This window comes from Serratia sp. JSRIV002, assembly GCF_019968725.1.
Lineage (GTDB): Bacteria > Pseudomonadota > Gammaproteobacteria > Enterobacterales > Enterobacteriaceae > Chania > Chania fonticola_B.
Map to the genome: position 1 here is coordinate 1848783 of NZ_CP074143.1, position 23918 is coordinate 1872700.

The following is a 23918-nucleotide window of genomic DNA, read 5'->3' on the forward strand; positions in this document are numbered from 1 at the left end:
CGAATTGCGACACCGCTGCGCGCTGGTTATTTTAGCTGAACCTTCATTGTTCATCATAAATAACCTTTCAAGCGAGGATCGCATGAATATTAAACCTCTGGTACTGCTGGTTTCCCTCTCCGTTGTTTCCGGTAATGTTTTAGCCGATGATTATTTAGAGGGATACTATGGGGCGATAAAACTATTGCACGCCAGGCAATCCGCAGAAGATATGAATACCAGCAGCCGCCCAGGCGTGGGTGATTTTGTCAGCGGTGACGAAAAACATAATTTCTATAACGGGGCTATCGCTGCAGGCTATCAATTTGGCAATGGCTGGCGCAGTGAGGCAGAGTATGTGTTCAAAAAGAAAAGCGAATACACCAGCGGCTCAACCACCTTTGCCAGCAGCTACAATCACCACAAAGTGGACGCTCAGCGCCTGATGCTCAATGCCTATCGTGACTACGCGCTAGGGTATGACTTCTCGGTTTATGGCACGGTTGGCCTGGGTATCGCCAAAGTAAAATCCGACGGCTGGCAGGGGAATACCTCGCGCCAATACGCGGCAAGTACGCAAAATAATCTGGCTTACTCCATTGGCGCAGGGATCAGCTATGCGGCCATGGAGCGGCTCAATCTTGATTTGGGCTACCGCTACGTGGATATGGGCAAGATTGAAAGTGGTTACAATAACTTTACCAATGCCCGTGGGTTAAAAGATGAGCAAATGAAAGCACGCCTGGTTTCCAGTGAGTTTGCTTTAGGCGTGCGTTACCTCTTCTAGTCTTATCATTGATATCGGGCCGTGAGTTGCGCCATCGCGGCCTGTACCGCCGAACAATCTGTTCGGCGGTTCCTCCCCCCTGATAGATCTGAAAACCATCACTCATGCTGCTGTAATGATAGTCACCTCGGTTTTTTGCTGCGAGATAAGTGATAATAGTCGCCATGCGATGCAGATTAATCATTCTGCCATGCCCTGGCGGCGTGGCGTAGTAGAGGAGTAACCGATGTATCAGGATTTTGACAGTGAGTTGAAGTGGGCCATGCGCCATATGCCGCGTACCCGCGCTGCAGTGGCGGCGTTACCGGACCTGCACGGTGTGCGCCTGGCGTGTAACATGCACCTGGATCTGAAAATGGCCCCGCTGGTAGCCGGGCTGTTGGATAAGGGCGCTGCCATTTATCTCACCACCTGTAACCCGACGACGGTACAGGATGACGTAGTGGCCTGGCTGGAACGTCACGGTGCCCAAGCGCACGCCTGGCGTGATATGAGCGATGCCGACTGGTCTGAATCTTTCGACCGCGCGCTGGCCTGGGGGCCGACTCACCTGTGTGAGATGGGAGCCGATCTGACCACTCGCCTGCATCAATCTGCCAATGGCCCACAGATCAAGGCTGGGCTGGAAGCGACCGGTTCAGGCATTAGCCGCTTGGGGGGCATTGCACCGCGTTACCCGATCTTTAACTGGGATGACCTGCCGGTCAAAGAAGGGCTGCATAATCGCCACATGGTTGGGCTGACCGCCTGGCATACCTTCTTCCAGACCACTCATCTGACGCTGCATGAAAAATGTGTGGTGGTGATTGGTTATGGGCTGGTGGGCCAGGGCGTAGCCGCTTCTGCCAAGGCTTATGGCGGGCAAGTTATCGTGGCGGAAATCGATCCGGCCCGGGCTTTGCAAGCGCGCTACGATGGTTGGGCGGTAGTCGATTTAGCCACTGCCGTAGAGCAGGCCGACGTGATTGCCACGGCCACCGGAGCCAAAAACGTGCTGTCTGCACGGCATCTGGAACGGGCCAAGGATGGGGTGTTTATCCTCAACGTTGGGCATGTGGCGGAAGAGATCGACGTCGGTTTCCTGCAAGGCCTTCCGCACAGCGAGCCAATGCCATTTGTGAACGCTTACCAACTGGCAGACAAAACGCTGTATCTGCTGGCCAACGGGTCGATGTTCAACCTGACGGCAGGCTACGGCGACAGCCTGAATGCCTTCGATGTGACCCTGGCCGTGATGGCCGCCGGGATCGGACATATTGTCGGTGCCGGTGAGCAGCATGCTGCCGGATTGTACCTGTTGCCGCAATCTGCCTGGCAGCCAGCGCTGTAACTTTTACCTTGCGGGCGTACAACCCAGTACGCTCGCGGGTTGCATAAATTTTGCGCCGATAGATTTTGTCACAAATAGCTACTCACAATCACAGTGCAATTCTATACCCCTCACTTATAATTCAACGCAGTCGGTTCTCTCCTCCGTTACAGAGTAATACATGTGAAAATCCGTGTTTTGGTTCTAACCCTGCTCGCGTTGCAAGCCGGTACTGGCCTGGTGCCGAGTGCATTAGCCAGCAATAAAACCGCCGCAGTGCAGGCCTCCCAGCCTGAGTTGGCTTCTGGCAGTGCCATGGTGCTGGATATGCAAACACATCGGGTGATTTATTCACGTAACCCCGATGAAGTGGTGCCTATCGCCTCGATCACCAAGCTGATGACGGCGATGGTGACGCTGGATGCCCGCCTGCCGCTGGACGAAATGCTGTCGGTCGATATCAGCCAGACGCCAGAAATGAAAGGGGTCTACTCCCGGGTGCGGTTGAACAGCGAAATCAGCCGCAAGGATATGCTGCTGTTGGCGTTGATGTCGTCGGAAAACAGGGCCGCGGCCAGTTTGGCGCATCATTATCCAGGGGGCTATAACGCCTTTATCAAGGCGATGAATGCCAAAGCCAAAGCGCTAGGCATGACTAATACCCGTTACGTTGAACCGACCGGGCTATCGATTCATAACGTATCTACCGCGCGTGACCTGACCAAGCTGATGTTGGCGACCAAGCAGTACCCGCTGATCGGCCAGTTGAGCACCACTACCGAACGGATGGCGACCTTCAAGGATCCCAACTATACGCTGCCGTTTCGCAATACCAACCATCTGGTCTACAACCCGAAATGGAATATCCAGCTGACCAAAACCGGTTTTACCAATCAGGCCGGACACTGCCTGGCGATGCGTACCGTGATCGGCAACCGCTCCGTTTCGCTGGTGGTATTGGACGCCTTTGGCAAATATACCCATTTTGCGGATGCTAGCCGCCTGCGCACCTGGATTGAAACCGGCAAAGTAACGCCGATCCCCGCGGCGGCGCGGGATTATCGCCGCCAGAAAGATGCCGCCCTGGCGAAGAACGACACGGAATAAAACGTGACTTATTAGTCTGCCGTCTGTTACGGCAGGCTATCACTTTCCCATTGTGCAAAATTCACGACTTAAGCCTGCACCTGCAGTAAAATCATTAGGATTTCCCCTCTTCATGTTTTTAACCCGCTATGCTAAACCGGTATGGCTATCCCACCCTTTAATAAGGAAAGTGCATTTTGGCAGGCAGTAGCTTATTAACCCTGATCGACGACATCGCTTCGTTACTGGATGATGTTTCACTGATGACGAAAATGGCGGCCAAAAAGACCGCCGGGGTGCTGGGAGACGATCTGGCGCTCAATGCCCAACAGGTTAGTGGTGTTAAGGCCGATCGCGAAATCCCCGTGGTGTGGAAGGTGGCCAAAGGCTCGTTTATCAACAAGGCGATCCTGGTACCGCTGGCATTGCTGATCAGCGCTTTCGCCCCCTGGGCGATTACGCCGCTGCTGATGGTCGGTGGGGCTTACCTCTGCTATGAAGGGTTTGAAAAGGTTTACCACAGCCTGATGCACCGCAAGGGCGCAGAGGCAGAAGAGAAAGCGGAACTGGATACCAGTGAGGACGTTGCGGTCTATGAACAGCGCAAAATCAAAGGCGCTATTCGTACCGACTTTGTCCTCTCCGCCGAGATTATTGCCATCACGCTGGGGACCGTAGCTGGAGCCACTTTTAGCCAGCAGGTAATTGTGCTGTGTGGCATCGCCATTGTGATGACGGTTGGGGTGTACGGCATCGTGGCAGGCATCGTCAAGCTGGACGATCTGGGGTTCTACCTGGCCCGTAAGAGTAGCGCGTTAGCACAATCGTTAGGGCGCGGTATCGTCAGTGCGGCACCTTATCTGATGAAAACCCTGTCGGTAGTGGGTACCCTGGCCATGTTTATGGTGGGTGGCGGGATTTTGACCCACGGCTTACCGCCGGTGCATCACCTGTTCACCGACTGGGCGAGTTATTCTACGGTAGTGCCTGGCGTTGGTGCCATTCTTGGGGGCCTGACCCCAACGCTGCTGAATGCAGTGTTCGGCTTGATCGCCGGTGGCGTTGTGATGCTGGTGGTCTCTGGGATTAGTTCGGTGCGGGCTCGTTTTAAGGCGTGATACTGCGGATTAGTGAAAAACACCCGAAATGTGTTTTTTCGGGTGTTGACAGCGCGAACTCATAAAGATTGGGCTTTTTTAACGTTGGCGCTGCCGGCAACACGGCGTTTTGCCTGTGGGCTTAACCTTCGTGGTGAAGTTGCGGATGGTGGGGCTCAGGGAAGTTTTTCCCTTTGGCGATTTTCCCATCACGCAACTCAAATTCCCCGGTCAATAATTTCTGGTTCACAACCTGGGTAGCAGCCATCTGCATCATTAGGCGCTGACGGGCCAATATTTTGTTACCAACAGGTTTTTCAGCAAGTAATGACATAACCCCTCCCATCTGCACACAATCCGTTATAAGCGCGCCAACCAGCTGGCAATCGACAGAGTCTGGTATCACTTTGGGTTCTTTGCGGGTTCCGTAACCCTAGCAGGCTATTATAGATGATGACCAGATCAACTTTGCGTTCACTGTGAACATCAGGCGCTGCATAGAACAAATATCCACCAGGTTTGCAAACACTATAATGAAGTCTCACCAGCTTGGCAACGTTGAACAAGACCCTGGATCCGTTTTCACCCGGCAACGGCACGTGTCTAAATTGGCCGTATTCTTCAGGTACGCTCAGAGCGTCGAAAAAGATTTCTACCATGCCATTGGGCGGAAAAGGTATGTCAGGCATGTTGATAGCGTAGCCTTTGGCTCGAGCCTCTGTCGCTGTGGCTATTTTGTTGAACACAACAAGGAATAGCTTGCCTCCAACTTCAAAGGTACCAGTAACGTAGGGCTTTCCGTAGTCTCGGTTGATTTCCAAAGGATACGGAAGAGTTAGGTGATGAATTGAGGCCATCCTGTGCTCTCTTTAACGTAGCAATGAAGGCATTCAACACGATTTTTAGCGGATTTTGACAATAATATAAGAGAGTTGGGAAGCGGCTCGAAAAGAATCTGAGCTCATTGATATGCTTACATCACTGCAGAGCGATGCAGGGCGCATTGATGCGCCCAATGGGGGGGAGAACTAGAAGATCAGTTTGAACACACCGGTAATGGTCAGTAGGCCAACAATAAAGATAATCGCAATAATCCACAGAAAAATTTTCATCCGTCTCTCCCGACTGTTTATGTTTAGTGAATGCGTGAATGCACGCTGAGATCGCTAAGCCACGACAAGATTAACTATAGATGAAAATCAGCAGCTTGCCCGGAAAGGGCCTAAGGCAGCGTATGGCTGCCGCCATTCAGTGGCCGCTGCATAATATGAGTATCCAGCCAACCGCCAAATTTAAACCCGACGCCGCTTAGAGTGCCGATGCTGGTGAAGCCCAGCTTGCGGTGCAGGGCAAGGGAGCCAGCATTGCCAGCAGCATCGCCAATCGTTGCCAGCATCTGCCGCCACGGGCCGTGTTCACAGCGGGCAATCAATGCGCTGAGTAACGCCTTGCCAATACCTTGCCCTTGCAGGCCTTCGGCGACATAGACCGAATTCTCGATGGTATAACGATAAGCGGGTCGCGGCCGATACGGCGTGGCATAGCAATAGCCCACGACGCGGTCTTCCATCTTCGCCACCAGCCATGGCAACCCCGCAGCCAAGACGTTTTGGCGGCGCTGTTGCATCTCCTCCAACGTCGGGGGCGATTCTTCGAACGAGGCAGGCCCATAAAGCACATGATGGGCATATATCTGCTGAATGGCGGCCATATCCTCAGTGCTGGCATCGAAGACGCTTAGCGTTGCCAGCGGTGGGTGTGCAAGTGACATAGAGCTCCCTTTTATGATGATAAATCAGAGTACCAAGGCATTATGCTCCGCGCCTGGCGACAAGATAAATTGGCTTTTTGTCTGGTGGAGATAAGAAAAAATGATGGCATTTTCATGCTGAGAAATCTGTTAGGTGACGAAAGGTATGCCATTGCGTTAGGTGTTACCCCCGCATCAGATGCGTAACGCACTGGCGAAGATAGTCCAGCAGCGCCGGGGTGAGCCAGGTGCCCTCTGTCAAGGTCGGCTCTTGCTCCATCGCCTGGCGGATCTTCATCTGGGTGGCCGGATTGTCACTGGCATAGGACTGGAACAGCTCCAGCCAAAGGGCTGCCAGCTGTTTAGCCTGTGTCGATGCAGGTGCAACCTCCCGCTGCATCGCTTGCTGGAATTGAGCAATGAGCGCTGGCCATTCCTGAATGCGATCAAAATAGTGGGCGCGGACATAGGCATATTCGGTATCAGACAGGTATTTTTGATAGATCGCCAGCTTGGTTTCGGCAAAGGCGCGGGTGACGTAATCGGTCATTGCCGGTGTGATCCCCGTTTGTTCGCGCATCGAGGGCTCATCGGCGTGCATGGCGTTGAGGCGGGTCAGAAATGCCGGATTGCCTGCGGTATCACGCTCCAGCGTACACATCCAGCGGCGCGCAATAGCCTGAGCACGCGGATCTTCGGTGCTTGCCCCACCGTCCATCAGCGCTTGCACCGTGCTTACCATCTCCTGCCATTCACGATTACGGGCTTCGTCGGCCTGATAGAACGGCAGCTGCGCCAGTTCGTCGGCGGTAAAGTATTTGTCGTACATGGTCATCATCTCCAACGTGGTCAGCCAATCATTCAGTTCGGGTTCATTGCCTTGGGTCAATTGGGCGTGCATATGCTGTAAGCGACTGCGTAACGTGGTTATCTGCATCAGTTGCCGATCGAGCATGGCAATTTGCTGTTCAATAACCGCAGGTAACGCCAGCCCCGAGTGCGCCAGAATCGAGTCGATTTCTGCCAGTGCGACCCCCATTCGCCGTAAGGCTTGAATATGATGCAAGCGAGTAATATCTTCCCGGTTATAGAGGCGATATCCGGCATCGGAGCGTGCAGAGGGAACCAGCAGCCCAATGCTGTGGTAATAATGTAAGGTTCTTATGGTGATGCCCGAACGGCGGGCCAGTTCGCCGACTTTCAGTAACATGCTGGTTATCTCCCTGGTGTGTGCAGAGATACTACAGCCTGACGTTACGTGAGGGTCAAGCAGGGAGGTGGGGAATTTTTGTGACGCGTTGCAGGCACCAACAACCAGCGCCTGCAACAGATCGCGGGGGAGTTACCAGCCTTTGACGGCACCGCCGTTGAAGATCTTCTCTGCCGCTTTGGCGACTTCATCGGACTCGTAGGCTTTCACGAAGTTTTGCACGTTCTGTGCATCTTTATTATCTTCGCGCGCCACCACGATATTGGTGTACGGCGAATCTTTATCCTCGATAAAAATCCCGTCTTTGGTCGGCGTCAGGCCAATCTGGTTGATGTAGGTGGTGCTGATCACCGCTACCGCGACTTTCGGATCGTCCAATACCTGGGGCAGCTGTGCACCTTCCAGCTCCATAATCTGGTAGTTGTGCGGGTTGGCACTGATATCCAGCGAGGTTGGCAGCAGGCCTTTGCCTTGCTTAAGCTCGATCAGCTCAACCTTTTGCAGCAGCAACAGCGCACGGCCCAGGTTGGTGGGATCGTTCGGGATGGCAATTACCGCGCCGTCCTGCAACTCTGACAGTGATTTGATCTTTTTCGAATAGCCAGCCATGGGGAACACAAAGGTATTGCCTACCACCACCAGTTTGTAGCCGTGATCTTTATTTTGCTGTTCCAGGAAGGGGCGGTGCTGGAATACGTTGGCATCCAGTTCCCCTTTGTCGGTGGCATCATTGGGCAGCAACGAACCGCTAAAGCCAATCAGCTCCACGTCCAGGCCATATTTCTCTTTGGCCACCCGTTTGGCGACCTCTGCCACGTCCTGCTCGGCACCGTTAATGACGCCAACCTTGATATGGTTTTGATCGGCCTTCTGATCGCACCCTTGTAATAACAACGTTGCTGCTAATGCTGCGGCCAAAGCGGTGCAGCGCCAAACAATTGCCATGAGTGACTCCCTGTAAAAACAATAAGATCGGTCAGTGTTGTGCCAACAGCTAAACCTATGGCCGTAGCCAAGTCAAATCCTGGTTAAGCACAATTTCTTATAGCTCATAACCCGGCGATCAGCGTGGTCGTAACACCACGATCCCCGGCGTATTCAGCACATAGCTGGCAAACGCCGAGTCCATCACTTTGTGGTTTTCCGTGCGCGAGGAAGCATGGCGCAGTACCGGCCCATTTGGGGTCATGATAAAGAAGCCGGTATGGGTAACGTCCAGCCCAGGCAGCTTGGTATAGATGCCGATATAGTCACCGGTCTGTAATTGGCTAATCACCTGCTCATCAATAAATTCGCTAGGGATATAGGTGACGCTGCGCTCGGTGACTGGGATGCCAGGCAGATAGAGCTCGCCATCCGCTTTGCGGTTGAGCTGTTTTACCACGGTGACGGTATGCGGGCTGAGTTGCGGGGTGACGTCATCGGCAAGGATCTGGCGGGTGTGTGCCCAGTCGGTGAAGAAATGCTTGCGCTGCTGGAAACTGATGTCCCCATTGATATAGCGCGTCTGAATCACATTTTCGACGAATTCATTTTCGCTGGTAGCGGTTCTGAGCGCCTGCACGTAATCCAGATAGGTAAAGCAATCTACCCCACGGAAATCGATCACCAATTGTTCCGCTGTGGTGGCGGAACCGATCAGCCGGTTGGCTAGGTAAGGGGTTTCCAGGAAAGTCTGCGAGAGCATCTCAATGGCCCGCCCTTTATCGATTTCCGGTACCGCTGCATGCAGAGCCAGCGCTGCCTGCAGTTTGTTTACTGTGTAATCGTCCATTGCTATCGCCATTGTTATTGGTTTCACCTGTTGCGGTAGCGATTCTACCGGGATTTTGGCCGGTTGTTTACCACTGCAACCCATCAGCGTCGTACACAATATTATCAGGGCCAAGCCACGCATCCCTCTCTCCCAAGCGATCATTGGTTTGGCCAGTATGGCGTGCGCAAGGTAAACCTAACGTCACCCAAAAAGTGGTAGATCAATAGCCCACTTCATTATTGAACGGCAGATACCAAAACAGCGCGATCTCATGATCGGCAATGTCCGGTTGCCCACGATAGAGTAAATGATCGATGCCACCCAGCACAAAACCATAGCGTTGATAGCAGCGGCAGGCGGTCAGATTATTGTTTTGCGTTTCCAGCATCAGCCCGGCGGTGTCCTGCTCTCGTGCCCAATGACGTGCGGCATCCAATAGCGCCGTGGCTACGCCTTGGCGGCGAGCGTGGTGGCTAACGGCAATCTCCTCGATCAGCGTATAGTCGTTCCAGTTTTTGCTGAGTGTGATATGCCCCACCGCTTCCCCCTGGTAGCGAGCGAGGAAGGTTTCCCCATCGTCATTAAGGAACGGGGCCAGCGGGTAGACTTTATTGAAAGGAGCCACTGGCTGGGTCGGCCACAGCTCGACTGGCTTATCAAAACAGGGCTGGGCGTAACAGGAGACGGCAAAGGAAAAATCACCGTATTCCAGGTAACCGAAGGGGAGTTCGCTGATAATTTCGATGCCGATCGCCTGATGCAATTATTCCAGCTCCCTTAGCAGCCTGGCGGGGTTGCCCGCATAAATACCTTTGCGGGTGATGTTTTTGCTGACTACTGCACCAGCACCAATCACCACGTCATCGCAGATTTCCACGGCCAGTATGGTGGCGCCAGAACCCACAGAAACTCGGTTGCCGAGCTGCGTGTGCCCCCAGCTTGCCGGGTCGGCATTTGGGGTGCCCCCTTTGAACAGATCGTTGGCAAACATCACGCCGTGGCCAATAAAGCAATCTTCGCCCAAGGTCACGTATTCACAGATAAAGCTATGCGACTGGATCTTGCTGCGCGCGCCCACGCAAACGTTCTTCTGGATCTCGACAAATGGGCCGACAAACACGTCGTCCCCCAACTGGCAGCCATACAGGTTGCTGGGTTCTATCACCATCACGTTCTGTCCGGCCTGGACGTTATTAATCCCGCTTTGGCGGGTGCGGATCTTGGTTGTCATGGTCTCCCTCCATCAAATAACGCAACATATTGATTATAGTGCAGAGTAACCCACAGGCCGCTGACAGCGTACGTTTTTTCAGCCAAAGACTATAATTGATGCAGGGCAGAGAGCCTGATAGCCGCAACCCTTGCGCGGTGTCTGAACCGCCAGTGGTGTGTTTTCCGTTCGCCGATCGCGGTTGGCGGCGAAGTGAGGAGGTGTCTCATGGTCAATCATGTCTGGGGTCTACTGACCCATCCCAACGTCGAGTTGAAACAGATCAAAAGCGAGAATGAATCCGTCTCGCACCTGTATACCCACCACGTGCTGCTAATGGCGTTAATACCGGTGGTCAGTGCGTTTATCGGTACCACGCAGCTTGGCTGGCTCTCTGGCCAAGGGCAGGCAATTCGCCTGGATATGTTCACCGCTTTCTACACCGCCGTCGCGTTTTATCTGTTGATGCTGGCTGGCGTGGCGATCATGGGCAAGGTGATCCACTGGATGGCGCGGCGTTATGAGTCGCGGCCAAGTCTGCATCTGTGTATGGTCTTTGCGGGCTATGTGGCGACTCCAATGTTCCTCAGCGGATTAGTGGCGCTGTACCCGGTGGTCTGGTTGTGCCTGTTCGTCGGGATTATCGGCCTGGCTTATTCGGGCTATCTGCTGTATCTCGGCATTCCGCATTTCCTGAATATCGATCGTAAAGAGGGATTTATCTTCTCCAGCTCGACGTTGGCTATGGGCATTCTGTTGCTTGAGCTGTTGCTCGGTCTGACGGTATTAATGTGGGGATATGGTTCCTGGTTATTCTGATGTTAGCGTGATCGTTGCCCCTCATATCCTTGGGTATGAGGGGCTTTTGTTTAAAGGAGCCGAACTCGCTCATCTGGATTTGTTACTCCCGCCTGCTTATTATCAACTCATCAAATGATACCGACTGGAATAATTGATGGCGACAATGAAAGAGGTGGCGCAGCGAGCCGGAGTTTCCGCTGCGACGGTCTCTCGGGTGATTAACAATACCGCCTATGTTGAGCCTGTTACCCGCGAGCGTGTCGAAAAAGCGATGCGCGAGTTCAATTACCACCGCAATGCGGCGGCCCTGGCGTTAGCCAAACGCAGTGGCAACATGCTGGGGCTGCTGACCGGCAATCTGGCCGATCCTTTTTTCTCGCGTCTGGCGCGCGGTGTGGAGGAAGTGACCCGCAAAGAAGGGGCGAAGCTGATGGTGTGCAGCGGCGGGCACCAGGCGGAGCGCGAAAAGGCCGGGTTGGATTTTCTGATTAACCAGGGCTGTGAGGCGATTGTCGCCCACATCACCCGCATGAGCGATGCCGATGTGCTGCGCTATGCTGCTCATTCCCCCGGTTTGGTGATCATCAATCGCTACTTTCCTGCCATTGCCAACCGCTGCGTGTGGTTGGATAACCTCAGCGCGGCTCAGGCTTCGACCGAACATTTGCTGCAACAGGGGCATCGGCATATTGCTTGTGTGACCGCCGATTTGCCCATCGACGATCGCAAACTGCGTTTACAGGGCTACCGCAACGCGATGGCACAGGCGGGAATCGACGTTCCGGGTGAATGGGTGATCAGCGTGCCCTTTGATGAAGAGGGGGGCGAATTGGCCGCAGAGCAGATACTTTCCAGCCGTCATCGTTTTACGGCCGCGGTGACGTTTAATGATGTGATGGCCGCCGGCATGATGCGAGCCTTGCACCAGCGCCAAATCCCCTTGCCGCAGCAACTGTCGATTATCGGCTTTGATGATGTGGTGCTGGCGCGCTATCTGTATCCCGCGTTAAGTACCATGCATTATCCCATCGAGCGTATGGCCAGGCGGGCTGCCAGGCTGGCGTTGCTGAGCCAGCAACAACAAGGGGTGCCGCCGCAAAATAACATGTTTAGCGCTGAACTGGTGCTGCGTGATTCGGTCACTCGCTGGCAGGGATAACTTGTCCAGAGGTTGTTCTGAGATCTGCCTCACAAAGTTATCCGTCATGAAAGCGGTTACATGGCTTGAGGCGCTAGCTCACACCCCGAGAAATCAGGATTCACTACGCTAGCGGCACATCAATAACAATTCGGGGTGACCTATGGATGGTAAGAAAACGCTCAACCTTTGGCTGGCTTTGCTGCCGATCGTTGCCATGCTGACGCTGTTGATCGTCGGCTATGGGGTGTGGGAATTACGTATTGAACCGCTGTTACTGCTTTCGGCGGCCGTTGCTGCCGGGTTGGCACTGTGGCAAGGCTACAGCTGGGATGACATTATCAACTCGATCGTCAGCAAACTGGCGAAGGCTATGCCGGTGATCATGATCCTGATCTGCGTCGGCGGGCTGATTGGTACCTGGATGATCAGCGGCACTATTCCTTACATGGTGTACTGGGGGCTGAAAGTGATCAGCCCGCAATATATTCTGATCGCGGCCTTTTTCCTCACCAGCGTGATCTCCGTCTGTACCGGCACCTCATGGGGGTCTGCGGGGACCGTCGGCGTTGCGCTGATGGGCGTTGCTGCGGGGCTGGATGTGCCGTTGGCTGCGGCGGCTGGCGCGGTGGTTTCCGGGGCCTATTTCGGCGATAAAATCTCTCCGCTGTCGGATTCGACCAACTTTGCCGCCATCGTGGCCGAAACCGATCTCTATGCGCATATCAAACACCTGATGTACACCACACTGCCCAGCTTTGTGCTGGCAGCCACCGTTTACCTGATCGCCGGTCATAGCAGCGTAGTGGGAACGGTTGCCACGCCACAGCGGGTCACTGACATCATTGTTGGGCTGGAAAGCCTATATCATTTCAACCTGCTGCTGATCCTGCCGCCGGTGCTGGTGCTGTGGGGGGCGGTGACCAAACGACCGGTGATCCCGGTCATGCTGGCAGCCTGTGTGCTAGCGATCGGCCTCGCCGTGGTGATGCAGGGCTTTAGCCTGAAACAGGGCCTGAACGCGCTGATGGACGGCTTCAACCTGTCGATGTTTGCTGAACGTGGGCATGATATCAGCGGCGTGATCGCCGATGTTCCGCGCTTGCTTAACCGGGGTGGCATGTTCTCAATGATGAGCACCATCCTGCTGGTACTGTGTGCCTTCTCGTTTGCCGGTGCGCTGACCTTGACCGGTGCGCTGACGGTGATTATCAACCGGTTGCTGAAAGTGGTACGCACCACCGGCCAACTGATTGCCGCCACGGTGGGGACCACCATCCTGGTCACCGGAGCGACCAGCGACGGCAAACTGGCGCTGCTCATTCCTGCTGAGCTGTATAAGGATGCTTATCGCCGTATGGGATTGGATAACACCAACCTGTCACGCACCATTGAAGATGCCGGTACGGTGATTGAGCCCCTCATTCCCTGGACAGCGGCCGGTGTTTATATGGCCACCACGTTGGGAGTGAACACGCTGGATCTGCTGCCTTGGGCGGTGCAGTGTTACGCGGCGGTCTTCTTCGCCTTGATTTACGGCTTTACCGGTTTTGGCATCGCCAGAGTGACGCCAGAGGCTCAACAGCAGGAGATGCCAAATGAAACAGCCTGATTTCAACCAGGTGGTCGATCGCCACCATACCAGCTCGGTAAAATGGGATTTCATGGGGCATTATCTGCAATTGCATGAAACCGACCTGTTGCCGATGTGGGTATCAGACTTTGACTTTCCTTGCCCGCCAGCAGTGCAGCAGGCTCTGCATGCGCGTGTCGATCATGGCGTATTTGGCTATAGCGAACGTGACGAAGTTTACTACCGGGCGGCTATAGAGTGGTTTGCCCAACGTCACCAACTGCCGCTGGAACGGCAATGGTTTACCTCGATCGAAGGGGTTGTGCCGGGGATTGCTCTGCTGATCCAGATGCTCAGCCAGCCCGGTGATGGCGTCGTGGTGCAGGGGCCTTTTTATGGCTCCTTCAAGAAGGTGATCGCTCTCAATGGTCGGCGGGTACTAGAGAACCCACTGCAGGAGCGGGAAGGGGAGTATCACTTTGACTTTATCCAGTTGGCCGATATGTTGCAGCGGGAGAAGCCGCCGTTGCTGGTGCTGTGCAATCCGCATAACCCAACCGGCCGCTGCTGGAACCCGCAGGAACTGACGCAATTGCTGACGCTATGCCAGCAACATGGGGTGACGGTGATCTCTGATGAGATCTGGGCGGATTTGATCCTGCCAGATGAGCGCTTTACCTCGGTGTTACACCTGGGGCCGCAGTGGCACGATCGGGTGATTGTAGCCACCTCTGCCAGTAAAACCTTTGGGTTGTCGTCGCTACGCATCTCCAATTTCCTGATCCCGAATACGGCGCTACGTGAACAATTTGTCGAACGGCTCAATGCGCATGGGTTAGACGTTTTCAACGCGCTTGCCATGACGGCGGCGACGGCGGCTTACCAGCAGGGCGGTCCGTGGCTTGATGCCCTGTTGGCTTATTTGGCTGAGAACCGGCGCTGGTTTGCACAGGCATTGGAGCAGGCGGCACCATGGTGCCGGATAATATCAGCACAAGGCACCTATCTGGCCTGGCTGGATTGCCGTGCGCTGGGGTTGGATGATGATGCTTTGCAGCTAGCCATGCGTCAACAGGCCAAAATTGCGCCTTCGATGGGCTGTGGATTTGGCGAGCAAGGGGAGGGGTTTATCCGCATCAATCTCGGCTGCCCACGCACCTATCTTGAAATGGCCGTCGCAGGGTTGGCTAAACTAACTGATTGATTTTATAGTGGGCGCAGGATACTGCGCCCGCTTAGCGTCCCTCGAGTATAAAAACTCAGCTATGGCTTACCACCACCAGCTTCTGGTTCACAAACTCCTTAATCCCCAGATCTGACAGCTCGCGCCCAAAGCCGGAACGTTTCACACCGCCAAACGGCAGCTCAGGCGCGGTATCGGTCAAGGAGTTGATATACACCATGCCGGTTTCAATGCGTGAGGCCAGCTTTTTGGCTCGTTCAATATCCGTGCTGAAGATGGCCCCGCCGAGCCCGTAGTGGGAGTCGTTGGCCAGTTTCACTATCTCCTCGTCATCGCTCACCACATAGACCTGCGCCACCGGGCCGAAGAACTCGGTGAAATAGGCCGGGTTATCGCGGCTGATATGCGTGAGAATGGTGGGTTCAAAGAAGTTACCTTCATGCTGTAACGCCTTGCCGCCCAGGTGCAGTTTGGCCCCTTGTTTCACCGCCTCATTGACCTGCTCGGTTAACCCTTCCAGAGCCGACTTGGAAGATAGCGGTCCTAAGGTGGTGGTTTCATCCAGTGGATCGCCCATTTTCACATTCTTGAAATGCTCCGTGAGCTGTTGCAGGAACGCTTTCGCCACTTTCTCCTGCACGATAAAACGCTTGGCGGCGGTGCAGACCTGCCCGGCATTGTTCAGTCGCGCCTGGGCGCCGACTTTAACGGCCTTCTCGAGATCGCAATCGTCGAGCACGACAAAAACGTCGTTACCTCCCAGTTCCAGCGTGGCCTTTTTCAGCTTCTTGGCCGCCTGAGCTGCCACGATGCTACCTGCTTTCTCCGAGCCAGTCAGTGCTACGCCCTGCACCCGATCGTCGGCGATGATATTGGCCACCTGGTCTTGGGAAATATACAGGTTGGTATAGGCGCCTTTGGGCGCCCCGGCCTCATGCACCAGCTTTTCGAACGCTTCGGCGCAGTGTGGCACGATGCTGGCATGTTTGACCAATACCGGATTACCGGCCGCCAGGTTAGGGGCGAGCACACGCATCAGTTGGTAAAAAGGGAAGTTCCAAGGTTCGACCGCCATCAACACCCCAATGGGATGATGCTCGACCCAGGCCTCACCCAGGCTGGACTCATAGCTTACCGGGGCCAGGAATTTTTGCGCATTATTGGCATAGTAACGGGCAATCTGGCCACACAGTTTTACTTCGCCACGGCTTTGCTCGATCAGCTTACCCATCTCAACGCTGGCAATGTTCGCCAGTTCCTCCACCCGGCTCTCCATGAGATCGGCCAGCTTATGCAACACGGGTAGGCGCTGGATGATTTCACCCTTGGCCCAGTCGGAATGATACAGCGCATCGGCCTGGGCCAGCGCCAGCTCCACCTGATCGTCGTTATGCGGGGTATATTCTTTAATTAGCTGATTGTTAAAGGGGTTTACTGTCTGGTATGGCATGAAGTGCTCCTTTCGTCGCTCATGTTGACGCCTGACAGACGCCTTATTCAGAACATTAAGTCTAGACGACAGGGCAGAAGAACAGGGGCATAAAGAGCGATAACGCGCTAGCGCCCCGCATGCAGAGGCTTAATACGAGTGTGCTGAGATGATCCTTTGCTCCCAAAAGGGCAGGATCCACCAGCTCCCTCTCCCTGTCAGTGCCCCGCATGCAGAGGCTTAATACGAGTGTGCTGAGATGATCCTTTGCTCCCAAAAGGGCAGGCTCTACCAGCTCCCTCTCCCTGTGGGAGAGGGTTGGGTGAGGGGACAGAATGTGCCACAACTTAATGGCGTCATTTTTATTCTAATCAACTCAGTTACAGACTAACTCTCGCACCTGAGCACGACTCCGGACAGCTCCCTCTCCCTGTGGGAGAGGGTTGGGGTGAGGGGATAGGATAAAATGTTACTGAATGTTGTTACCCCAGTGTTTTTGCTTGCTGGTTTTGCCAATGCCGGGATTGAAACTGTTGGTAGGATCGGCATCCTGATAGAAAGCCTGCAAATCCGGCTTGGCATGATACAGATGGCCGACGTTGTGCTCGGCCGGATACTCCGCACCACGCTGATTGAGGATCGCCAACATCTGTTCTTTCAGCGCATGGCTGTCCGCGCCTTTTTTCACCACGTAATCCTGGTGGAACACGTGGCACATAAAGTGGCCGTAATACAGTTTGTGCACCAGTTGGTTGTCGATCTCTGGCGGCAGGGTTTCGAACCACTCGGTATCGTTGCGGCGCAGGGCGATATCCAGCGCCAGAATGTCCTCGACCTGATCGGCATGTACCGCGTGATAGCGCACGGCGGCGCCCGCTGCGGCAAAGCGGTGCAGGAACGCTTTCTTACCTTCTTCAGGCGTGCAGACGAAAAAGTCACCGTTGGCCTGGGCAAAATAGCTTTGCAGATACTGCTGGGCTTCCTCTACGCCTGGGCCGGCCATTTTCAGCAGCAGATGGTGTTCAAAGCGTTGGCGATATTCTTTCATGCGCGGCGGCAGATGGTTAGGGGCCAGCTTGCTCAGCTTCTGCATCAGGTTATCGGTGAGGTTGTGCGGTATCAGTGGCAGTTTGTTCAGTGTGGCATCCACCCGACCTTTCAGGGTGAAGAAACGCGGCATTTGATCGGTGCCCAGTTTGTCGATCATCATAAAGGTGTCTTTGCCATACACCTCGGCGATATCGAAAATATCGCGGTGCATATATTCCCCGGCCACCGGCAGATTTTCAAACTGGCTCAGCATATGGCGGCGCAGCTCGGTCAAAACCGCGGTGTCGTTGGTGCCGATATAGAACACCTGTTCCTTGTCTTCTTTGGCAAAGGTGTCCAGACGCACTGCAAACACTGCCAGCTTCCCGGCACAGCCGGAAGCCTCGAACAGGCGGCGTTTATCGGCATTAAAGCGGGAAGGGGTATCGGCATCCACATCGCGCACCCGGCTGGCGTATTCATTATCCGAAGCGCGCAGTTCGCCATGTTCAACATCCGTTGGCCGGTAATCGCCCTTTTCCAACCGAGTAAGGATCTCTTCCGGCGTATCGCCCAGGTTAATCCCCAGATGATTGACCAACCGTAACTGGCCATCGGCGTCCAGCTTGGCGTACAGCGCCATTTCGGTATAGGCCGGGCCGCGTTTGACCAACGCCCCCCCGGAGTTGTTGCATATTCCCCCGATCACCGAAGCGCCAATACAGGAAGAACCGATCACCGAGTGCGGTTCACGGCCATAAGGTTTCAGTAACCTCTCCAGCTTATTGAGCGTGCTGCCAGGGAAGCCGACCACCTGCTTGCCGTTATCCAATACTTGAATATGATCGAGCCGCAGGGTGCTGACAATGACAATATCACGGTCATAATCCTGGCCGCTGGGGGTAGAGCCTTCGGTCAAGCCGGTGTTGGCCGCCTGCATAATGACAATCTTATCGGCGGCAACGCAGGCTTGCAGGATCTGCCACAGTTGCAGCAGACGGGTGGGGAACACTACGGCCAATGCCTTGCCACCGCCGGAGCGGAAACCTTTGCGATAACGTTCGGTGCTACGCTCGCCGGTCAGCACTTGCGCGTTGCCAACGATACTCTTCAACTGAGTGATAAATGCCTGCGTCATGCCCATCTCCATGTCCCCGCCGGGTTGCAACGGGGTTTAATGTTTAATAGCGTTCCTGATATCCCGCCTCACGTTCTTCTGCACGCAACGTCAGGATCTCCACGCCGTCAGCGGTCACAGCCACGGTGTGCTCCCATTGGGCGGAAAGTTTTTTATCACGGGTGACCACGGTCCAGCCATCTTTCTTCTGTTTGATGCGGTGGTCGCCCTGGTTAATCATCGGTTCGATGGTAAACACCATCCCTTCCTGCAACACCGTGCCGGTGCCGGGCAGGCCGAAGTGTAGCACCGCTGGGCCTTCGTGCATTTCACGGCCAATGCCATGCCCACAATATTCCCGTACTACGCTATAACCCGCCTGTTCTGCATGTTGCTGTATGGCGTGGCCGATGTCACCCAGCGTAGCACCGGGTTTCACAGCCCGAATACCTTGCCACATTGACTCGTAGACATTGTTGACCAGGCGCTTGGCGAGCGGGGTGGTTTGACCGATGCAATACATCTTGCTGGAATCGGCAATAAAACCATTATTTTCCAAAGTGATATCGACATTGACGATCATCCCCGAGCGCAGAATTTTGCTGGCCGACGGGATACCGTGGCAGATCACCTCGTCGATCGAGGTATTAAGCACGTAGGGGAAATCATACTGGCCCTTGCTGGCAGGGCGTGATTTCAGCTCATTGACGATAAAGGCTTCGGTACGGTCATTGATCTCCATGGTGGTGATGCCTTCGCGGATCACCTCATCGAGCATGGCAAACACCTTGGCCAGCAGCGCGCCGGAGTGGCGCATGATGGCAATCTCCTGCGGCGTTTTAATCACAATATCTTTCACCCAACAATCTCCTTCAGCGTCAGCGCATTATCTTTCATCATTTTCTTTACCAGTTGAGGATAGGTTAGCTCTGGGTTCAGCTCTGCCAGCATGCCGATCCTGATCCAGTGTTCTGCCTGTGCGTTGATAGAACGCGACATGGTCAGGCTGGCGAGCCTGAGATCGTCATGTAGCGTCTCCGAGATTTTTACAATCCCCATAGCCGACTCCGTAAGTGAACAATATACGGAGTGTATACGTTTTGGATGCTGTGGGTTTGGCATTCTGTGGCGCAGGCATTTTAGGCCCAATGGTCATTGCCGGGGTCGCACAATGCGTTTATTGTGATCGTCGGCTTTGTTGCCATGACTTTTTTAAGAAGGATTTAAGGCGTGACTAAACTACGTGTTGGGGTGATCTTTGGGGGCAAATCGGCGGAGCATGAGGTTTCGCTGCAGTCGGCAAAAAATATTCTGGATGCCATCGACAAAGAGAAGTTTGACGTCACGCTGTTGGGCATTGATAAGCAGGGGCAGTGGCACCTTAACGATGCCTCCAACTTCCTGCTGAATGCGGAAAACCCGGCGTTGATCGCGCTGAACCACTCGAATAAAAACGTGGCGTTGGTCCCTGGGTATGAGAAACAGCAACTGATTGAAGCCGACGGTGCCGGTGCTTTGGGGCAGCTTGATGTGGTGTTCCCGATCGTCCACGGCACCTTGGGGGAGGATGGCTCGCTGCAAGGGCTGCTGCGCATGGCGAATATGCCGTTCGTGGGGGCGGGTGTGCTGGGCTCCGCCGTCAGCATGGACAAAGACGTCACCAAACGTCTGCTGCGGGATGCCGGGCTGTCAGTAGCGCCGTTCGTCACGCTGACGCGTTCCAACCGCAACAAGTACAGCTTTGCTCAATTAAGTGAGAGCCTGAGGTTACCGCTGTTTGTTAAACCGGCGAACCAGGGCTCCTCCGTTGGCGTCAGCAAGGTGCATGACCAGGCTGAGTTCGAAAAGGCCATCGCCTTGGCATTCAGCTTCGACCATAAAGTGCTGGTGGAGTCGGCTATTGTTGGCCGTGAGATCGAATGCGCGGTATTGGGCAACGACAATCCACAGGCCAGCGTCTGTGGCGAAATCGTCCTGAGCGATGAGTTCTACTCTTACGACACCAAATACATTAATGAGCAAGGCGCGCAGGTGGTGGTACCGGCGGCGATCGATCAGGACGTCAGCGATAAAATCCGCGAGGTGGCATTGCAAGCCTTCAAGGCGCTGGATTGCCTGGGTATGGCGCGCGTCGACGTGTTCCTGACGCCGGACAATAACGTGATTATCAACGAAATTAATACGTTGCCCGGTTTCACCAATATCAGCATGTATCCAAAACTGTGGGGAGCCAGCGGGGTGAGCTATAGCCAACTGATCACCATATTGATTGAACTGGCGCTGGAGCGGCATCAGCAGGATCGCGGGTTGAACAGTTCGGTATTTGACAGCAAGTAAATGGCGTTTTCCTGGCACTCTCCGAGTTGAAGAGTGCCAGAAGACAACGGTTTACTTCACCGTGACATCGATATCGCCAAAGTACTTCTTGGACAGCTCGCCAATGGTGCCTTGCTGCTTCACCTTGGCGATGGCGTCGTTGAGCTTTTTCAGCGTCGCGGTGTCATCTTTACGCAGGCCGAAGGCGATCCCTTCGCCCAGGATTTTATCGTCCTGTACCGCATCGCCAACAAACGCGAAGCCTTTACCATCCGGATGCGCCAGGAAACCGCTCTGCCCGGCAGGGGCCATGATCAAGGTGGCATCCAGGCGGCCAGCGGTCAGATCCAGATAGACCTGGTTTTGATCCTGATAGGATACGACATCAACCCCTTCCGGTGCCCAGTGTGCCTTGGCATAGTTTTCCTGAATGGAACCCTGCAACACGCCGACGTGCTTACCCGCCAGCGATTTGGCATCGGGTTGCAGGCCGCTGTCGGCCTTGGCAATCAGGCGGTTTGGCACCTGATAAATCGAATCGGTAAACACAATCGCCTGCCTGCGCTGCTCGGTGACGTTCATCGCCGAGTTAATCACGTCAAATTTGCGGGCCTGCAACGCCGGGATCAGGCTGTCGAACGAGGTTTCTACCCAACTGCATTTGACCTGTGCGGCGGCGCACACGGCGTTACCCAGATCGATATCAAAGCCTTCCAACTGGCCGCTGGCGGATTTGGACTCGAAAGGCGGATACAGGGCTTCAAGCCCAAAACGCAGGCTATTCTCTGCCGCTAGTGTGGAACCGGCTGCCAGTAAACATCCCGCCGCGATCAGCGTTTTCAGTGCTTTTTTCATTGTTGTTGCTTCCCCATGGTAAAAATCAATGGATCACACCTGACACAGACGGCGAGCGCCTTCCAGCAGGGTGTCATTATCTTTCGAGAAACTAAGCCGGATAATGCCGGTATCAGTGCCGTCGCTGTAGAACGCCGACAGCGGGATGGTGGCCACCTTGGCTTCGCGGATCAAACGGACCGCAAAGTCGTTGTCGCTTTCATGACTGAAACCGCTAAAGCGGGCCAACATAAAGAAGCTGCCACGGCTGGGCAGTAACTCAAAGCGTGATTTTTGCAACGCGGCTGCCAGCAGATCGCGCTTTTGCTGGTAGAACTCCGCCAACCCCAGGTAGCTCTGTGGATTATTCAGGGCGGCGGCAAAGGCGTATTGCATCGGGGTATCGGCAGAGAACACCATAAATTGGTGCACCTTGCGGATTTCGTCCATCAGCGCTGCCGGTGCCATGCAGTAACCGACGCGCCAACCGGTGACGTGATAGGTCTTGCCAAAGGAAGAGACGATCACGCTGCGCTCTGCCAGAGCTGGATGGCAGGCCATGCTGTGGTGAATGCCACCATCAAACACCACGTGCTCATACACTTCATCGGAAAGAATGACGATATCAGTATTGTGGGTCAGGGCAGTCAAGCGCTCGATATCGTGTTCATCGAATACGCTGCCGGTAGGGTTGTGCGGGCTGTTGACGATGATCATCCGCGTTTTGCTGTTGATTGCCGCCGCCACCTCATTCCAGTCGATGGTTAAATCTTGCAGTGAAAGCTTGATGGCAACTGGGGTCGCCCCTTGCAGACGCACAATCGGGGCGTAGCTGTCGAAGGCGGGTTCGAAATAGATCACCTCATCGCCGGGATGGACCAGCGCGCTGATGGCGGAGTACAACCCTTCGCTGGCGCTGGCGATCACCGTGATTTCGTCGTCGGCGTCATAGTGGGCGCCATACAGCCGCTCAACTTTTTCCGCCAGTGCATGACGCAGTGCCGCTACGCCGCTCATCGGGGCGTACTGGTTATGACCTGCACGCATGGCTTGGGCAACGTCCTCAACCAGTTGCACATCACAGGCAAAATTGGGGGCGCCCTGCGACAGATTCAGGGCTTGATGTTCGGCGCTCAGTTGGCCAATCACAGTGAAAATGGTAGTGCCAACGTCCGGCAGTTTCGAACGTTGCGAACAGGCGCTGTGCATGGGGGGCTCCTGGCAAAAGAATCGAGTGTCGAATGATTAAGCATCAGTTAGGATGGGCTAACAAGAGAAAATTCGTCATGCTTGCCATGCAGCCAGATCATGGCTGATAGTGAAAATAAATGCAGGTATCGGGATTTATTATGCAAACATCGCTGCCGTCGCTCGACGTGCTGAAAACCTTTGTGGTGGTCGCTGAGCGTCTCAATTTCACCCATGCCGCCCAGACGCTGCACCTGACGCAGGGCGCAGTTAGCCGCCAGATCCTGGGATTGGAACAACAACTGGGTTATCCGCTGTTTAGCCGCCGCGCGCGTGGGTTAACGCTGACGCCACAGGGCGCGCTGCTGTTGGCGCCGGTACAACTGGCGTTAGAGCAATTGGCGCAAGCGCTGGCCAAGGCCGGGGAGCAGCCGGGTACGCTACGCGTCAAATGCCCAACCTGTGCGATGCGCTGGGTATTGCCGCGCATTATTCGCCTGCAGAATGAACGGCCAGAGATGCATATCGAACTGACTGCGTCGGTATCGCACGGGCTGGATTTTGGCAGCGAGCATTTTGATGCGGCGGTGGTGTTTGGCAAACCTCAGGGCAAACGGCTGGTGGTGCACCATCTGTTTGATGAGATCCTGACGCCGGTCTGCACGCCGAACTATCTGCCTGGCCTGGATCGACCACCAGAACCAGCCGATCTGGCGGAGACAACCTTGCTGCATCCTACGCGCGATCGCCGTGATTGGTTGCTATGGTTGAAAGCGGCGGGGCAGACGGCGTTGCCCTCTGCCAAGTCACAGCATTTTGATACGCTCGATCTGGCGATGAGCGCCGCATTACAGGGCTGTGGTATCGCCATTGGCGATTTGTGCCTGCTAGAGGAGGATATTCAGGCCAATCGCATTATTACGCCGTTCCCGATCAGCGTGGTCAGCGGTGCCGCCTATTATCTGGTTTACCCCGAACATGCGGTGGTGCCTGCGGCCTTAACCCGGCTGGTGGAGTGGCTAGGGGCAGAGGCGCAAGCTAGCCGGAGCAGATTGCATCATCTGCTAACAACAACGCAGACGAATTGATTCTGCAAACAAAAAGAGTATGGCAAACTGCGTGCTCA

24 protein-coding genes are annotated in these 23918 nt (G+C 54.7%); 10 read left to right on the plus strand and 14 right to left on the minus strand.

The features are described from left to right. The first annotated feature begins 82 nt into the window (after nucleotides 1-82). The 4 genes from KGP26_RS08620 to KGP26_RS08635 all read left to right on the plus strand — a co-directional run bounded on the left by KGP26_RS08620 (nucleotide 83) and on the right by KGP26_RS08635 (nucleotide 4279). On the plus strand, nucleotides 83-766 hold the full coding sequence (locus tag KGP26_RS08620; RefSeq protein WP_021805209.1) for an outer membrane protein: 684 nt from the start codon (nucleotides 83-85) through the stop codon (nucleotides 764-766). Between the two features lie 226 nt (nucleotides 767-992). Beyond that, the gene (locus KGP26_RS08625; RefSeq protein WP_021180419.1) at nucleotides 993-2096 is read left to right on the plus strand and encodes an adenosylhomocysteinase; all 1104 of its coding nucleotides are present in this window, start codon (nucleotides 993-995) and stop codon (nucleotides 2094-2096) included. A gap of 156 nt (nucleotides 2097-2252) precedes the next feature. Beyond that, the gene (gene pbpG / locus KGP26_RS08630) at nucleotides 2253-3182 is read left to right on the plus strand and encodes a D-alanyl-D-alanine endopeptidase (RefSeq protein ID WP_037375110.1); all 930 of its coding nucleotides are present in this window, start codon (nucleotides 2253-2255) and stop codon (nucleotides 3180-3182) included. A 176-nt stretch (nucleotides 3183-3358) separates the two neighbouring features. Continuing rightward, a complete protein-coding gene (locus KGP26_RS08635; RefSeq protein WP_223665284.1) occupies nucleotides 3359-4279 on the plus strand; it encodes a DUF808 domain-containing protein in 921 nt (306 codons plus the stop codon). 121 nt (nucleotides 4280-4400) lie between these two features. On the opposite strand, the gene KGP26_RS08640 is transcribed toward KGP26_RS08635, so the two are convergent. From KGP26_RS08640 to KGP26_RS08675, 8 genes are all read right to left on the minus strand, one after another. Continuing rightward, a complete protein-coding gene (locus KGP26_RS08640; RefSeq protein ID WP_021805206.1) occupies nucleotides 4401-4592 on the minus strand; it encodes a hypothetical protein in 192 nt (63 codons plus the stop codon). Next, the gene (locus tag KGP26_RS08645) at nucleotides 4576-5115 is read right to left on the minus strand and encodes a hypothetical protein (protein ID WP_223665285.1); all 540 of its coding nucleotides are present in this window, start codon (nucleotides 5113-5115) and stop codon (nucleotides 4576-4578) included. The genes KGP26_RS08640 and KGP26_RS08645 overlap by 17 nt, the downstream gene beginning before the upstream one ends. 365 nt (nucleotides 5116-5480) lie before the next feature. Further along, entirely contained in the window at nucleotides 5481-6029 is a 549-nt protein-coding gene (locus KGP26_RS08650; protein WP_223665286.1) for a GNAT family N-acetyltransferase, read from the minus strand. 163 nt (nucleotides 6030-6192) lie between these two features. Further along, the gene (locus KGP26_RS08655) at nucleotides 6193-7218 is read right to left on the minus strand and encodes a MerR family transcriptional regulator (RefSeq protein WP_223665287.1); all 1026 of its coding nucleotides are present in this window, start codon (nucleotides 7216-7218) and stop codon (nucleotides 6193-6195) included. Between the two features lie 132 nt (nucleotides 7219-7350). After that, complete coding sequence (gene nlpA, locus KGP26_RS08660) at nucleotides 7351-8163, minus strand: lipoprotein NlpA (protein WP_223665288.1); 813 nt, start codon at nucleotides 8161-8163, stop codon at nucleotides 7351-7353. 118 nt (nucleotides 8164-8281) lie between these two features. Further along, nucleotides 8282-9115 (minus strand): DUF1460 domain-containing protein, encoded by an 834-nt coding sequence (locus KGP26_RS08665; RefSeq protein WP_094982723.1) that lies wholly within the window; start codon nucleotides 9113-9115, stop codon nucleotides 8282-8284. A gap of 79 nt (nucleotides 9116-9194) precedes the next feature. Next, nucleotides 9195-9737 carry a GNAT family N-acetyltransferase gene (locus KGP26_RS08670; RefSeq protein WP_021805202.1) on the minus strand — a complete coding sequence of 181 codons (543 nt, stop codon included), beginning with the start codon at nucleotides 9735-9737 and terminating at the stop codon, nucleotides 9195-9197. Then, nucleotides 9738-10205 carry an acyltransferase gene (locus KGP26_RS08675; RefSeq protein ID WP_037375107.1) on the minus strand — a complete coding sequence of 156 codons (468 nt, stop codon included), beginning with the start codon at nucleotides 10203-10205 and terminating at the stop codon, nucleotides 9738-9740. It lies immediately after the preceding gene. A gap of 207 nt (nucleotides 10206-10412) precedes the next feature. Between KGP26_RS08675 and KGP26_RS08680 the strand changes: the two genes are divergently transcribed. The 4 genes from KGP26_RS08680 to KGP26_RS08695 all read left to right on the plus strand — a co-directional run bounded on the left by KGP26_RS08680 (nucleotide 10413) and on the right by KGP26_RS08695 (nucleotide 14900). Further along, nucleotides 10413-11003: a Yip1 family protein gene (locus tag KGP26_RS08680; protein WP_021805201.1), complete on the plus strand. Its 591-nt coding sequence runs from the start codon at nucleotides 10413-10415 to the stop codon at nucleotides 11001-11003. 136 nt (nucleotides 11004-11139) lie between these two features. After that, entirely contained in the window at nucleotides 11140-12144 is a 1005-nt protein-coding gene (locus KGP26_RS08685) for a LacI family DNA-binding transcriptional regulator (protein ID WP_223665289.1), read from the plus strand. A gap of 142 nt (nucleotides 12145-12286) precedes the next feature. Beyond that, nucleotides 12287-13735 (plus strand): Na+/H+ antiporter NhaC, encoded by a 1449-nt coding sequence (gene nhaC / locus KGP26_RS08690; protein ID WP_021805199.1) that lies wholly within the window; start codon nucleotides 12287-12289, stop codon nucleotides 13733-13735. After that, entirely contained in the window at nucleotides 13722-14900 is a 1179-nt protein-coding gene (locus KGP26_RS08695; protein WP_179252464.1) for a MalY/PatB family protein, read from the plus strand. Before nhaC ends, KGP26_RS08695 begins: the two co-directional genes overlap by 14 nt. A 55-nt stretch (nucleotides 14901-14955) precedes the next feature. On the opposite strand, the gene KGP26_RS08700 is transcribed toward KGP26_RS08695, so the two are convergent. The 4 genes from KGP26_RS08700 to KGP26_RS08715 all read right to left on the minus strand — a co-directional run bounded on the left by KGP26_RS08700 (nucleotide 14956) and on the right by KGP26_RS08715 (nucleotide 19513). Then, nucleotides 14956-16329: an NAD-dependent succinate-semialdehyde dehydrogenase gene (locus KGP26_RS08700; RefSeq protein ID WP_094982726.1), complete on the minus strand. Its 1374-nt coding sequence runs from the start codon at nucleotides 16327-16329 to the stop codon at nucleotides 14956-14958. Nucleotides 16330-16777: 448 nt separating this feature from the next. Further along, nucleotides 16778-18475, minus strand: coding sequence for a D-lactate dehydrogenase (gene dld, locus KGP26_RS08705; protein ID WP_371824940.1), 1698 nt, complete (start codon nucleotides 18473-18475; stop codon nucleotides 16778-16780). Between the two features lie 43 nt (nucleotides 18476-18518). Then, nucleotides 18519-19313 carry a type I methionyl aminopeptidase gene (gene map / locus KGP26_RS08710; protein WP_021180434.1) on the minus strand — a complete coding sequence of 265 codons (795 nt, stop codon included), beginning with the start codon at nucleotides 19311-19313 and terminating at the stop codon, nucleotides 18519-18521. Further along, on the minus strand, nucleotides 19310-19513 hold the full coding sequence (locus KGP26_RS08715; RefSeq protein WP_024527427.1) for a ParD-like family protein: 204 nt from the start codon (nucleotides 19511-19513) through the stop codon (nucleotides 19310-19312). The genes map and KGP26_RS08715 overlap by 4 nt, the downstream gene beginning before the upstream one ends. 171 nt (nucleotides 19514-19684) lie before the next feature. Between KGP26_RS08715 and ddlA the strand changes: the two genes are divergently transcribed. After that, nucleotides 19685-20791 carry a D-alanine--D-alanine ligase gene (gene ddlA / locus KGP26_RS08720; protein ID WP_094982991.1) on the plus strand — a complete coding sequence of 369 codons (1107 nt, stop codon included), beginning with the start codon at nucleotides 19685-19687 and terminating at the stop codon, nucleotides 20789-20791. A gap of 51 nt (nucleotides 20792-20842) precedes the next feature. Here the strand turns inward: ddlA and KGP26_RS08725 are convergent, their stop codons facing one another. Beyond that, on the minus strand, nucleotides 20843-21625 hold the full coding sequence (locus KGP26_RS08725) for an ABC transporter substrate-binding protein (protein WP_223501142.1): 783 nt from the start codon (nucleotides 21623-21625) through the stop codon (nucleotides 20843-20845). Nucleotides 21626-21658: 33 nt separating this feature from the next. Continuing rightward, entirely contained in the window at nucleotides 21659-22813 is a 1155-nt protein-coding gene (locus tag KGP26_RS08730; RefSeq protein WP_021805192.1) for a pyridoxal phosphate-dependent aminotransferase, read from the minus strand. Nucleotides 22814-22953: 140 nt separating this feature from the next. Here KGP26_RS08730 and KGP26_RS08735 point away from each other — a divergent pair, with 140 nt between their 5' ends. Further along, complete coding sequence (locus KGP26_RS08735) at nucleotides 22954-23880, plus strand: LysR substrate-binding domain-containing protein (protein WP_039995865.1); 927 nt, start codon at nucleotides 22954-22956, stop codon at nucleotides 23878-23880. Nucleotides 23881-23918 lie beyond the last annotated feature (38 nt).